This window comes from Pyxidicoccus sp. M6, from assembly GCF_055568925.1.
This window is the reverse complement of the sequence record NZ_CM145714.1, coordinates 3,251,238-3,264,851: the sequence shown is the minus strand read 5'-3', so window position 1 is coordinate 3,264,851 and position 13,614 is coordinate 3,251,238. Positions and strand designations below refer to the sequence as shown.

Genomic DNA, 13,614 nt, shown 5'->3' with positions numbered 1-13,614 from the left:
CGAGGGTCAGAAGGTCATCGTGGTGGTGACGTAGCCGGCCCGCCCGTCGCCGGGCGTGTGCAGGACGGCGGGTCCGCTGAAGTCGCGGTACCAGACGGAGGTGTCGTAGGTGGCGCCCAGCAGGTTCCGCAGCTGCACGCCAACGCGGGCCCACCGTTTCACCTCGTAGGCGGCGTCCAGGTTGAGCAGGGTGTACGCCCCGTACTGGCCCTGGTTGTTCTCCTTCGTGAGGTGGTAGTCGCCCTGCGCGTAGAGCCAGAGGGACAGGCGCAGCGCGGTGAGCGGCGCGACGTCCACGCCCGTCTTCGCGCTGAAGTCCGGCACGTGGTCCAGCTGCCGGCCCCGGCGCGCGGCGAAGGCGGCGCCGGGCTCCGTCTGCCACGCCACGTGGCGGCTGAAGGAGCCCCACAGCGTCACCTGCGTGAGCGGCTGGAGCGTCAGCTCCACGTCGAAGCCCTCGCGACGGGTGCGGCCCACGTTCTCGGAGTCTCCCGAGTCGTCGAACCTCAGCCGCACCTCGTTGCTGGCGTACTGCTGCCACACGGCCACGCGCGCGGTGAGCCAGTCGCGGGGGCTGAGCGTATAGCCGGCCTCCCAACCGTCATTGAGCGAGACGGACAGCGGCTCGCCCTGCGTCTGGTACGCGCCGGAGCCCACACCCGTCTGGAAGGTGCGGCCGTAGTTGCCGTACACGGTGTGGCCCTCGAAGAGCGTGTACGCGAGGCTCAGCTTGGGCTGGAGGATGAGGTCCCTGTCGCTGATGCCGTACGTGTCCCCGGTGCGCCGGTCGGTGAAGCCACCGAGGAGCCGGTCCACGCGCAGCGCCGCCACCACGCGCAGCCGGTCCACGAGCCAGGCGCGGGCCTGGAGGTACGTGCCGAGCGTCTGGAAGTCGAAGTCCTGGTTGCGCACCGGGTCGCCGGAGCGCCGCCGCTCCTCCGCCGTGTAGCGCAGGTGGCGGTTGTCCTGGAGCTGGTAGTCCAGGCCCCACTCCAGCGCGAAGCCCTCCAGGCCGAGCGCGTCCGTGCGCAGGGTGAGCACGGAGAGGGCGCCATACTGCTTCTCGTCCTCGACGCGCTCCTGCTGAACGGACTCGGCGCTGAGGCGCACCCAGCGCTTGCGCAGGAAGCCCTGGCCATAGGCCTTGAGGGACCACGTCAGGTCCGGGCCGAAGTCCCGGTCCAGGTGGACGCTGGCGTGCAGGTTGCGCTGCGTGCCCCCGTCCGCGCGGGCGTAGTCCACCACCGAGCGGGGCGAGGCGCGCAGCTCGTCGGTGGTGAGGTAGCCGGGCGCGTCCGCGTCCATGTACGCGCCGCGGACGATGACGCCCACGCGCGCGCCCTTGTCGAGCGTGAGGAACCACCTTCCCGAGCCGGCGAAGCGGCCCTGCTCGGAGTTGCCCCGGTAGCCCGTGGAGCGCCGGTAGGCGGCCGAGTAGTTCTGGGCGAGGGCCCCCTTCTCGATGCCCACCACGGCCTGGGGCTCCAGGGTGCCGAAGCTGCCGGCGAGCAGCCGGAGCTGCCGCTCGTTGCCACCGCGTCGGGTGACGACGTTGACGTTGCCGGCCACGTTGTAGAGGCCGTAGCGCGGGTCGTTGGTCCCCTTCACCACCTCCATGCGCTCGATTTCGAGCGGAGAGACAGCCTTCAGGTCGGGCACGCCGACGTGGAGGTTGCTGGGGATGCCGTCGATGAGCAGCTTGACGGGCGCCACGTCACCTTGGGTGCTGAAGCCGCGCACGCCGACGTCGGAGCTGACGATGCCCTGGTTGAAGCCGTCCATGTAGACGGCCGGAGTGCGGCGCAGCACCTCCAGCGGCTCGTTGACGTTCTCCTCCGCGAGCTGCTTGCGGCCGATGACGTTCACCGAAGTGAGCACCTCGGAGCTGATGAGCGCGCCCCTGCCGCGGCCTTCCACGGAGATGGTCTCTCCCAGGTCGTCGGCTGGAGTCTCCGTGGGAGCGGGAGCGTCGGTGGAGGCGGCGGGGGCGTCTGGCGTCGTCTGTGCGGTAGACGGTCCGGGCCAGCACAGCAGCAGCGCCGCCGTCAGGGACAAGGGGGTCTTCATGGGGTTGCGCGTGCGGTTTGGGTGGGGGCCGGGCCGGTGTCCTCGAAGTGCTTCCAGTACAGGCGCTCCAGTCCTTCCTCGGTGAGGGCGGCCGCCGGGGCGAGCTCCACCAGCCGGCCCGCCTTCATGACGCCCACGCGATGGGCCACGGCGCGCACGATGGCCAGGTCATGCGTCACCATCAGCACCGCGGCGCCCCGGGTGCTCAGGCGCTCGATGAGGTGGCCCAGCTCGCGGATGGAGACGGGGTCCAGGCCCGAGGTCGGCTCGTCCAGCAGCAGCGCCTCCGCCTCGCGGGCCAGCGCCAGCGCGAGAACGACCTTCTGCCGCATGCCCTTGGAGTAGCCGCCGACGGGACGGGTGGCGGCCTCGGCGGGCAGGCCCGCCTCGCGCAGCAGCGCATGGAGCCGCTCGGGAGGAGGAGGGCTCGACTGCGCCAGTCCCAGGAAGTAGCCCAGGTTCTCCAGGCCACTGAGGTGCGGGTAGAGCTGCACCTGCTCGGGCACGTAGGCGATGTGCCTTCGCGCGGCGATGGGGTCCGTCGCCACGTCCACGCCCTTCACCCGTGCAGTCCCTGACGAGGGCTTCAGCAGTCCGAGGAACAGGTGGAGCGTGGTCGTCTTGCCCGCGCCGTTGGGCCCCAGCAGGCACAGCACCTCGCCGCTCCCGACCTCCAGGTCGAGCCCGTCGAGCGCCTTGCGCTGGCCATACGCCTTCGTGAGTTGTCTCGCCGTCAGCATGGAGTCTGACGGGCTTTTATTGATTATGTGGTGCAGATGCAACTGAGTTGCTCATGACTCAATGTGGCGATTTTGACGCACGACGCGTCTGACACCCTGGGGCGATTGCGCGCGGCGATTGAAGGTGGTGGCGGGACTGGGACGCCACGCTGGTGGGACTCGCAGCCCGGTCCGGGCTGAGCCACTTCACCAAGGCCGGTGGGCACTCCGCTCGGCGCTCCACGATGATTGCTGCCCCAACGCTCTTCCTGCGTGGAACGGTTGGAGAACCACCGACGAGGGTGCGCCTTATTCTGGATTTCCACGCCTCTGCGGCTCGACTGGCGGCTTGCCGTGCCTGCCCGCTCCTCTCAGGCGAGCACACGAAGGCGAGAAATCCACGGAAGAAATGGATTCTCTGCGGCGATGGAGGCCCGGAAGGCGGGCAGATTCTGCCCACACCCTCCGAGTGGCTCCCAGGCCGTGCGGAAATCCCGTATAGGCCCTGCGCGCATTTCGTGCGGCACGCGAGCGACCCGGAGTGGGAGGTCAGGCCCCCGGACTGCTCTGGAGGAATGGATGGAGTTGTCGAGTCTCGAGTCGAGTTTCTGGGCAATCGCACCGGGCGTCGTCGGCGCCGTGGGGTTGCTCTTCGCTGCGTTCTTCTACTTCCGCGTCAAGTCGCTCCCGGACGGTGACGCGACGATGAACCGCATCGCGGGCTACATCCGCGAAGGCGCGATGGCGTTCCTCGTGCGCGAGTACAAGGTGCTCGCGGGCTACTGCGCGGGCGTCGCGGTCATCATCGGACTGGCGCTGGGCTGGATTGCGAGCGCGAGCTTCGTGGTGGGCGCGTTCCTGTCGCTGCTCGCGGGCTACATCGGCATGAAGGCCGCGACCTTCGCGAACGTGCGCACCGCGCAGGCCGCGCGCACCGGCTCGAAGCCGAACGCGCTCCTGGTCGCCCTGGATGGCGGCGCCGTGATGGGCCTCGCCGTCGCCGGCCTGGGCCTCATCGGCATGGGCGGCGTCTACTACCTGTTCCGGGGGCATGAGCAGCTCTCCCCCATCCTCCACTCGTTCGCCGTGGGCGCGAGCTCCATCGCGCTCTTCGCGCGCGTGGGCGGCGGCATCTACACCAAGGCCGCGGACGTCGGCTCCGACATCGCCGGCAAGGTCATCGAGAACATCCCCGAGGACGACCCGCGCAACCCCGGCGTCATCGCCGACAACGTGGGCGACAACGTGGGCGACGTGGCCGGCATGGGCGCCGACATCTACGAGTCCATGGTGGCCGCGCTCGTCGCCGCGATGGCGATGGCGCTGACCGCCAATGCGACGGAGCTCTCCCGCCTCGTGGTGGACCCCTCCGCGTCGGGGACCGCGAAGGTGGCGGGCGTGGTGCTCCCGCTCGTGCTGTCCGCGGTGGGCCTGGTGGTCAGCGTGCTGAGCATCTTCATCGCGCGCGCCCTCAAGCACATGAACCCCGCGCAGGTCCTGCGCAGCGCCCTCATCATGCCCCCCGTCATCCTGGTGGGGCTGTCGTACGTGATGATGCAGGTGTTCGGCCTCTCCCAGTCCATCACCGTGGCGCTGGCCGCGGGCGCGTTCGGCGGTGCCATCATCGGCCTCGTCACGGACTACTACACCTCGGCCAGGCCGGTGCAGCGCATCGCGGAGGCCTCCGTCACGGGCGCGGGCACCAACCTCATCCGCGGCCTCGCCGTCGGCATGGAGAGCGTGGGCATCTCGATGGCCACCATCGCCCTGGTGGCCTACATCGCGGACCGGGCGCTCGGCCTGTACGGCATCGCGCTGTCGGCGGTGGGCATGCTGGGCGGTACGGCCGTCGTGATGACGGTGGACGCCTACGGCCCCATCTCGGACAACGCGGGTGGCATCTCGGAGATGTCGGGCCTCGGCCCCGAGGTGCGCGCCATCACCGACGAGCTGGACGCGGTGGGCAACACCACGGCGGCCATCGGCAAGGGCTTCGCCATCGGCTCGGCGACGCTCACCGTCATCGCGCTCTTCTCGGCGTTCAACCTCGAGGTCAACCACACGCGCGTCGCCGCCGGTCTGCCGGAGATGAGCCTGCTGCTGACCGACCCGAACGTCATCGTGGGCCTGCTGCTGGGCTCCATCCTCCCGTTCCTGGTGGGCGCCTCGACGATGCTCGCCGTGGGCCGCGCGGCGGGCGCCATCGTCGAGGAGATTGGCCGCCAGTTCCGCGAGATTCCGGGGCTGATGGAGCTCAAGGCCGACCCGGACCCGAAGAAGATCGTCGACATCTCCACCAAGAGCGCCCTGCGCGAGATGGTCTTCCCGGGCCTCATCGCCGTCGTCGCCCCTCCGCTGGTGGGCTACCTGCTGGGGCCCAAGGCGCTGGCGGGCCTGCTGGCCGGCGCGCTCGTCGTCGGCGCCACGATGGCCCTCTACATGGCCAACGCCGGCGGCGCGTGGGACAACGCCAAGAAGTACATCGAGAAGGGCAAGCTGCCGGGCCACGCGAAGGGCTCGCACGTCCACAAGGCCGCCGTCGTCGGCGACATGGTGGGTGACCCGTTCAAGGACACCTCCGGTCCCGGCGTTGCCATCCTCATCAAGGTCATGAGCGTCGTGTCGCTGCTCGTGGCCTCCCTCATCGCGCTCCGGTAGTCAGTGATTGCGGAGGGGCGCCTCGAGGCCGGGGCGTCCCGCACCGCGAGCGTCAAGACGCACCGCGCGGCCCACGGGCGGCGCGGTGTGTCGGAGTTTCAGCAGAAGGCTCCAGCGCGGGACAGACCCGGCCGATGGAGGTGCGCGACGGACGGACGCACGCTCCCCCGGCGACGGTTCGAACCGCTGCTGTATGACATTGAACACTTCGCCAGGACATGTCGGGCAGGGGGCCCCCTGGGCGGTAGGCGTGCGCGTGATAACCTTTCGGGTGTTCCGCGACCGCCTGCGCGCCAGGCAGCAGGAGCAGCAGCAGCGGCCCGTACGGGCCTGACGCGCGCGCGCTCGCACCCGCTCCCTCGGGTGTGAGGGGGGAAGTGCCACCGCTGTTCCGCTGACAGAGAGGTGTCGCATGGTCCTGGAGCTCTCCCAACAGCAGATCAACCTCCTCCACGCCTGCCTGGCCGAAAGCATCGAGGAGCTGCACGACGAGGTCCTCCACACCGACGAGCGCGAGATGCGCGGGGAGCTGAGGGAAAAGCTCCACCGGTTGCAGGCCCTCCAGCGCCAGGTGCAGGACCTGCTGCAGCGCGAACAGCCGTCCCTCTGACGGGGGTAGTATCAACATCCGTTCGTTGCACATCGACCCGGGGCCGCTCCGTCGAGCCACTGGACCGAGCCCCCATGCGCGTCGCTCCCCTGCTCCCACTACTCGAGGAGTGATGACTGCCTCGTGAGCAGTGTCACCGCGTCATCCCGCTTGAAGAACAGCAAGGCCACCGATTCCACCTATGGCCCGGACAACGTGCGCGATGGAGAGGACTCCACCGCCTGGTGCGAGGGCGCGGCGGGGATGGGCCGCGGGGAGTGGCTGCGGTTCGAATTCGACACGCCCGTCACGGTCCGGGAGCTCTCGCTCGTGTCCGGCTACAACAAGAGCCCCGAAGTCTGGCGCAGGAACGCGCGCCTCAAGCGGGTGCGCCTGCACTTCTCCGATGGGACCCGCCAGGACGTGGACCTCGAGGACACCGCGTCCCCGCAGGACATCCGGCTCGAAACGCAGAGCGTTCTCGAGTCCGTGAAGCTCGAGGTGCTCGCCGTCTACCCGGGCAGCCGGTATGCGGATGCATGCGTCTCGGAGGTGGACTTCTCCGAGGTTCAGGCCGTGCCTGTCACCGAGGAGTGAGCCGGCGCGGCTGTCTCTCTTGTAGTCGGGTTACGTCCGTCACCCGTATGCTCCGGGGCACGAACTCCCGGGAGCACCTCGCATGTCAGGTAGCAATGCATCGACGCTGAACGCGGACCTGGTCGCGGCCGTCGAAAACGCAGACGCCGAAACGGTGGCGAAGCTGCTGGCCGCCGGTGCCGACCCCGACTCCCGCAGCAGTGATGACGCTCCTGTGCTGGTGCTGGCGGCCTCCGAGGAGGAGCTCGGGCTCGTGCGGATGCTGCTCGACGCGGGCGCGGCGGTGGATGCAATCGACGGGCTCGAGATGTCGCCGCTGATGTATGCCGTCCTGTCCGGGAACATCGAAATGGCGGAGCGGCTGATTGCCGGCGGTGCCGACGTCAACCATCGGTGCGACGACGACCTGGGCAACACCGTGCTGACGCTGGCGCTGGACAAGAACGAGCTCCCGGGCGACCCCTCCGCGGCCATGGTGGAGAAGCTCCTCCGCGCGGGGGCGAATCCGAACACTCCCAACGCGGCGGGCTGGCCCCCGCTCCACCGCGCGGCCAGCTTTCCGGACCTCGCCATCATCGAGCTGCTGCTCGCGGCCGGAGCCGACGTCAAGACGCCGAGGTCGAGCGGGTATCACGCCATCGATACCGCGGAGGCGCATGGCCAGCACGAGGTGGTGAAGCGCCTGCTCGCGGCTGGAAGTCCCTCGCTGGAGGAGACGGCGGCCGCGCGGATGACGGCGGTGTGGACGCGCATCGAGGCGGTGTTCGCGGAGCACTGCACGCCGTATGCAGAGGCCCTGAGGAATGCCCAGCGCGCGACACCCGAGGAGCTCGCCGCCCTGGAGCAGGCCCTCGGGGCGGGGCTGCCTCGGGACCTCCGTGCCTTCCTGCTGCGCTTCGGAGGTGGCGGAAAGCATCCGCCCGGGGACGCGAGCGTCTTCGAATACTCCGGCATGACCGTGGACCTCATCCTGTCGCAATGGGAGGGGCTGGCGAAGCTCCGGAGGGAAGGCGCCTTCGAGATGGCCACGCCTCACGAGCTGCCCGAGTCGGACAAGTCCCTGCAATGGACCTGGTGGCACCCCGGCTGGGTTCCCTTCGCCAGGGACAGCGGAGGCAACCTGTACTGTGTGGACCTGGCGCCCGGCCCCGAGGGGACTCGCGGGCAGGTGTTCAAGTGGGAGAGCCACGACGGGCCCCTCCCGCCCATCCGGGAGTCGCTGCAGGACTTCTTCGAGTGGTACCTGGAACAGCTCGAGGAGGGCAGGTTCACCTTCGACGGCGGAACCCTGTTCCGCGACTGAGCCCCATGGGCTCGGTATGCTCGAATCCAAAGACTCATCGTCGGGCCCCGCCCAGGCGGACGGGGCCATCTGGGGAGGGCAACGATGAAGACTCTCAGCCCGATGGACGCGGTGTGGCTGTATGTCGATGGTCCGCAGACTCCGATGCACGTGGCGAGCCTCTGCATCTACTCGCTTCCCGAGGGAGCGCCGGATGGGTGGCTTCAGGGCCTCATCGAGCGGCTGCGGAGCTGCCGCGAATTCACCTCCCCCTACAACCTCAAGCTGGCCTCGCCGAGGTTGAAGTCTGTCTTTCCCACCTGGGTGGAGACGGAAGACATCGACCTCGACTACCACTTCCGCCATTCCGCGCTCGCGAAGCCTGGAGGAGAGCGCGAGCTCGGGGTGTTGATTTCACGCCTGCACTCGCATGCCATGGACCTCTCGCAGCCGCTCTGGGAGGTGCATGTCATCGAGGGGCTGGAGGGCAACCGGTTCGCCATCTACACCAAGGTCCACCACTCGCTGGTCGACGGGGTCGGCGGCATCCGCCTGCTGGTCAAGGCGATGTCCGCGGACCCGGACGCGCGTGAGGTCGTGGCGCCCTGGTCCGTGGGGACGCGCCGCTCCGGTCCGCTCACGACGCACCAGGACGCCGCATCCATGACGAAGCTGTGGGCCGACGTGAAGGAGCGGGCCACGGCGGTGCCAGGGGTGGCGAGGTCCTTCGCCAGCATGGCGCGCGACGCCGTCCGAGGGTCTCCGAACGTCGTGCTGCCGTTCGCGACGCCGAGGTCCATCATCAATCGCCCGGTGTCGGCGCAGCGCCGGTTCGCGACGCAGCACTACACGCTGCCCCGCGTGAAGGCCGTGGCCAGGGCGGCCGGCGTCACCGTGAACGACGTCTTCCTGGGGCTCAGCGCCGCCGCGCTTCGCCGGTACCTGGGAGAGCTCGGTGCGCTTCCCGAGCGGCCGCTGACCGCCGGGGTGCCCGTCTCGGTGCGTCCCAAGGGTGATGAGGCGACGGCCAATGCCATCAGCTTCATCTTCGCCAACCTCAACACCCACCTCGAGGAGCCGGTGGCGCGGCTCAAGGCCATCGCGGAGTCCACGCGGCTCGCCAAGGAGCGGCTCCAGGAGCTGCCCAGGAGCGGCATCGCGGACTACACGTCGATGTTGATGACGCCGTACGTCCTGCAGGTGTTCTCGGGGCTGGGAGGCCACATGCGGCCGGTGTTCAACCTCACCATCTCCAACGTGCCGGGGCCGGACCGGCCGATGTACCTCTGCGGCGCGCGCCTGGAGCAGCTCTACCCCGTGTCGGTGCTGCTGCACGGGCAGGCGCTGAACATCACCAGCACGAGCTACGCGGGGCAGTTCAACATCGGGTTCACCGGCTGCCGCAAGACGCTGCCCCACATGCAGCGGCTGGCGGTCTTCGCCGGTGAGGCGCTCGAGGAGCTCGAGGACGCCCTGCGGGTGACCGCTTCGCAGGGCGCGGGACTGGCAGCGAGTCGCTGAGACATCGTGCGACGCGCTGCCCCGGGTAGGCGCGAGAGGCACCGGAGCGGGTGCCTCTCACGCCGACCTGCTAGTCCTTCGTGCAGACGACGTCGTCGACCTGGAGGTGGTCGCGGTCCGCCTCGCTGCGGCTCGGATAGAAGAACAGGCGCCAGTCGCGCACGTTCCCGGTGAAGCGGAAGAACACCGTCTGCCACTCGTCGCTGTCGACGGTGAGGAAGTCGGTCTGCGTGCTCCAGCCGCCGCTCGAGTAGCTGCGATGGCGGATGCTGCCGTGGCCGCGCACGCGGTACGAGCAGGAGTAGTTGCCGCTCGGGACGTTGAACTTCTCGGACGAGAAGCGCTCGGCGATCTGGATGGGGACGACGAACTGCAGCGCCGTCGAGCCGCCGTGCACCGCCTTCGTGTAGAGCACGAGGCGCGTGGGCTTGATTTCAGTGCCTGGGTCGCTGACGCCGTTGTCGAGGCCGTACCAGTAGTCAGGGATGAGATGGTCCCCGTGATAGGGGATGGAATAGATGTTCCAGTTCTCGAATCCACCGTTGCGGATGATGTTCGAGGGGTGGCTGGCGGCGACGCAGCGCCGGGTCGTCGGATCGCAGGCGGGCAGGTCTCCGACGCAGTCGTAGGTCGTGAAGCAGGCGCCTTCGGCCAGCTCGCAGACACCGGTCGTGGGGTTGCAGGTCGTCGCCGAGTTGCTGCAGGTGACGCCAGCGCAGGGGTCGCCCGCGATGCAGAGATGCGTGGCGGAGTCGCAGAACGGCGTCGCCGGGGTCCCCGCGCAATCCGCGTGACGGACGCAGCGATTCTCGGCGACCACGCACGTGTGGGTCTCATCGCAGGCCTGCCACTCGCTGCAGTCAGCGGCGTCGTTGCAGCGACCGGAGAGCGGCTCGCAGGTCGCGGTGGTATTCACGCAACGCTCCCAGGCCTCGCAGCTGACCTGGTCACACGGCTCCTCGGCCCTCACGCAGCGCACGTCGTCGATGAGCAGGTTTTCGCCGCTGGTATTCCGGACGCTGAAGATGAGCTCGAAGGTGTCGAAGACGTCGTTGGCGAGGTTGAAGCTGTACGCCAACTGCTTCCATTCCGTGGTGTCGACGGAGGTGTAGGCCGAGTAGGTGGAGTAGTCGGCGGCGAAGAAGGCGTTTCGAACGTCACCGGTGCCCCGCACCTGGTAGGTGCAGGAGTAACGGCCGGCGGGCATCGACTTCGCCAGGGTGCTGAAGCGCTTGTGCGTGGTCGAGGAATTGGTCAGCCGGACCGCGTTCAGGCCCTCGAAGGCATTCGACGTCACCTTCTGCACCGCGTCGGCGGTGATGTTCGACGTGCTTCCGAACCACATCGCGGGAAGCGCACCGGGCCATTCTTCGAAGCCCCAGTTGTCGATGACGCTCGCGCCAGGACCCGTGCCTGCATCCGGCGTCTGAGTGCCCGAGTCCGGCGTCTGGGTGCCTGAGTCCGGCGTCTCCGTGCTCGCGTCGGGCGTCTGAGTGCCTGAGTCCGGCGTCTCCGTGCTCGCGTCGGGCGTCTGAGTGCCCGAGTCCGGAGTCTCCGTGCTCGCGTCGGGCGTCTGAGTGCCCGAGTCCGGCGTCTCCGTGCTCGCGTCGGGCGTCTGCGTGCCCGCGTCCGGGGTCTCGTTACCCGAGTCCGGCGTCTGAGTGCCCGAGTCCGGAGTCTCCGTGCTCGCGTCTGGAGTCTCGTTGCCCGAGTCCGGCGTCTGAGTGCCCGAGTCCGGGATCTCCGTGCTCGCATCCGGCGTCCCGTCGCCCGCGTCCGGTGTCCCGTTGCCCGCGTCCGAGGGCTCGTTGCCCGCGTCCGTCAGCGTCTGGCCATCAGGAGTCACCGCTGGATTCGAATCACCGCAGGCGACCACCACGACCAGCAGCGAAGTCAGACACACTCGGAACAACGTCAAAGGAAACCTCCAGTTTCAATAAACGAAACTCTCGTACCACACTTCCCTCCACGCGGCGGCGTCACATCTGCGGAAGGAAGTCGCCAGAGGCCGACAACCGTGGAGCCAGGGTCAGCCGGTGTTGGCGAGACGCACCCCCAGTCCTAGATGCGTGGCGAGCACCCTGACTTCAGGGAATTGTTGCCCCCTCCTGCCCTGGCCGAGCCTGGGCGCGCTTCGCGGCAGTCCTGCACGAAGCGCAGCTCATCTCGAATCCAGGAGAAGGATGATGCACAGCAGGCTCAGGGACTTGTTCATCATGGCCTCCAGCAGGAAGCAGCGGAGGGTGCTGGCTGCTGGCTGTGGGTTTCTCATGCTGGCCGCGGGCTGCGGCGAGGAGCGTGTGTTCCGGAACGAGGCCGTCCCGGATGAGTCCGGCGCCGTGATGTCCGGCGGCACCACGTCTCAGCCGCTCTACGTCGCGACCTCGAAGCTGTGGGGGAGATCCATTCCCACCTGCTGGGAGAACCCCACCGCGGCCAACGCCGAGGGCCGGCAGTGGACCCTCGACGCGGTGGCGGATTCCTGGGAGCGGACGACCGGGGTGGACTTCCAGGGATGGGGTACCTGCCCGGCCTCGTTCTCCGGCTTGCGAATCTTCATCAACGATGAGGGACCGCACACCCAGGGGCTCGGCACCACACTCAACGGCCTCCGCAACGGCATGGTGTTGAACTTCACCTTCAACAACTGGAGTACGTCTTGCCAGAGCAGCCGCGAGTTCTGCATTCGCGCCATCGCCGTGCACGAGTTCGGGCACGCGCTTGGCTTTGCCCACGAGCAGAACCGCCCGGACACCCCGAGTTGGTGTGACCAGGAGCAGGGCTCCGATGGAGACATCGCGGTGGGGGCGTGGGACCTCGACTCGGTGATGAATTATTGCAACATGAACTGGAACGGCAACGGCAACCTCAGCGCGGGCGACATCGACGGTGCCCAGTTGTATTACGGCTCGCGCACCTCCCGCGTGGTCGCCGGTGACTTCAACGGGGATGGGCGCTCGGACACCTTCACCTATGCGCCTGGCAGTGGTGAGGGCTGGGTCTCGCTGGCCGGAAGCTCGGGCGCGCTGTCGTCGGTGTGTCCGGGCGGCACGGGCTTCAACGGCCATGACCTGCTGGACGCTCGCGACCGCGCCCTGGTGCTCGACTACAACAATGACGGCCGCGATGACCTCTTCCTGTACCGGCCGGGGAAGGGTTCGGCGTATGTGTTTCGCTCCAACGGGGATGGCAGCTTCACCACCGTCTACAGCGCGAAGGGCATTGGCGGCTACGACCTGCTGGACGCCCGCGACCAGGTGCTCGTCCACGACTACAACGGGGACGGCCGCGATGACCTGTTCCTGTACCGGCCGGGGACGGGTATCGCGTACGTGGTCCGCTCCAATGGTGACGGCAGCTTCACCGGCGTCTATGGCGGCTCGGGTATCGGCGGTTATGACCTGTTGGACTTCCGCGACCGGGCCCTGGTGTTCGACTACAACAATGACAACCGCGACGACCTCTTCCTGTACCGGCCGGGAGAGGGTATCGCGTACGTGGTCCGCTCCAATGGGGATGGCAGCTTCACCGCTGTCTACGGGGCGAATGGGATTGGCGGCTACGACCTGCTGGACCTCGACGACCAGGTGCTCGTCTACGACTACAACGGGGATGACCGTGACGACCTGTTCCTCTACCGGCCGGGGGAAGGCGCGGCGTACGTGGTCCGCTCCAATGGGGATGGCAGCTTCACCGGCGTCTACGGCGGCACGGGCATTGGCGGCTATGACCTGCTGGACACCCGCGACCGGGCCCTGGTGTTCGACTACAACGGGGACGGCCGTGACGACCTGTTCCTGTACCGCCCGGGGAAGGGCTCGGCGTACGTGGTCCGCTCCAACGGGGATGGCAGCTTCACCACCGCCTACTCCGGACTCGGCATCGCGGGCATGAACCTGCTGGGCGCCAATGACACCGCCGTCGCGCTCAACTCCAACGGTGACGCGTACGGAGATCTGCTGCTCGTGCGCCCCGCCTATCGGGCCGGCAGGCTTGCCATCTCCGGGGGGAGCGGCTCCTTCGGGGTCGGTGCCTGCATGAAGGGCTGTGACGTCAGCTGTCCTTTCTGAGCGCGCACTGGAGAAGTCCCGGGCGGCCGCACACCTGGCCTTCCTCTGCTCGAAGGCCAGGTGTACGCTCGGCATCGCCGAGGTAGCTGCCCCCCTTGTCCGGTTTCCCTG

Annotated in this window: 9 protein-coding genes; 6 read left to right on the top strand and 3 right to left on the bottom strand. The window is 68.4% G+C overall.

All coding sequences use genetic code 11. From position 1 onward, the window contains the following. Nucleotides 1-6 precede the first annotated feature (6 nt). Nucleotides 7-2,067 carry a TonB-dependent receptor gene (locus ACVTJA_RS13725; RefSeq protein WP_465836808.1) on the bottom strand — a complete coding sequence of 687 codons (2,061 nt, stop codon included), beginning with the start codon at nucleotides 2,065-2,067 and terminating at the stop codon, nucleotides 7-9. Continuing rightward, nucleotides 2,064-2,807 carry an ABC transporter ATP-binding protein gene (locus tag ACVTJA_RS13720; RefSeq protein WP_465836807.1) on the bottom strand — a complete coding sequence of 248 codons (744 nt, stop codon included), beginning with the start codon at nucleotides 2,805-2,807 and terminating at the stop codon, nucleotides 2,064-2,066. Before ACVTJA_RS13720 ends, ACVTJA_RS13725 begins: the two co-directional genes overlap by 4 nt. 558 nt (nucleotides 2,808-3,365) lie before the next feature. Here ACVTJA_RS13720 and ACVTJA_RS13715 point away from each other — a divergent pair. From ACVTJA_RS13715 to ACVTJA_RS13695, 5 genes are all read left to right on the top strand, one after another. Beyond that, nucleotides 3,366-5,444 (top strand): sodium-translocating pyrophosphatase, encoded by a 2,079-nt coding sequence (locus ACVTJA_RS13715; RefSeq protein WP_465836806.1) that lies wholly within the window; start codon nucleotides 3,366-3,368, stop codon nucleotides 5,442-5,444. Nucleotides 5,445-5,856: 412 nt separating this feature from the next. Further along, nucleotides 5,857-6,054, top strand: coding sequence for a hypothetical protein (locus tag ACVTJA_RS13710; RefSeq protein ID WP_465836805.1), 198 nt, complete (start codon nucleotides 5,857-5,859; stop codon nucleotides 6,052-6,054). A 123-nt stretch (nucleotides 6,055-6,177) separates the two neighbouring features. Then, complete coding sequence (locus ACVTJA_RS13705) at nucleotides 6,178-6,630, top strand: NADase-type glycan-binding domain-containing protein (protein WP_465836804.1); 453 nt, start codon at nucleotides 6,178-6,180, stop codon at nucleotides 6,628-6,630. An 82-nt stretch (nucleotides 6,631-6,712) separates the two neighbouring features. Then, the gene (locus tag ACVTJA_RS13700) at nucleotides 6,713-7,933 is read left to right on the top strand and encodes an ankyrin repeat domain-containing protein (protein ID WP_465836803.1); all 1,221 of its coding nucleotides are present in this window, start codon (nucleotides 6,713-6,715) and stop codon (nucleotides 7,931-7,933) included. Between the two features lie 84 nt (nucleotides 7,934-8,017). After that, nucleotides 8,018-9,433 carry a WS/DGAT/MGAT family O-acyltransferase gene (locus ACVTJA_RS13695; RefSeq protein WP_465836802.1) on the top strand — a complete coding sequence of 472 codons (1,416 nt, stop codon included), beginning with the start codon at nucleotides 8,018-8,020 and terminating at the stop codon, nucleotides 9,431-9,433. A gap of 70 nt (nucleotides 9,434-9,503) precedes the next feature. Here the strand turns inward: ACVTJA_RS13695 and ACVTJA_RS13690 are convergent, their stop codons facing one another. Beyond that, nucleotides 9,504-11,351: a carbohydrate binding domain-containing protein gene (locus ACVTJA_RS13690; protein ID WP_465836801.1), complete on the bottom strand. Its 1,848-nt coding sequence runs from the start codon at nucleotides 11,349-11,351 to the stop codon at nucleotides 9,504-9,506. Between the two features lie 298 nt (nucleotides 11,352-11,649). Here ACVTJA_RS13690 and ACVTJA_RS13685 point away from each other — a divergent pair, with 298 nt between their 5' ends. Beyond that, nucleotides 11,650-13,503 carry a M12 family metallopeptidase gene (locus ACVTJA_RS13685; protein ID WP_465836800.1) on the top strand — a complete coding sequence of 618 codons (1,854 nt, stop codon included), beginning with the start codon at nucleotides 11,650-11,652 and terminating at the stop codon, nucleotides 13,501-13,503. Nucleotides 13,504-13,614 lie beyond the last annotated feature (111 nt).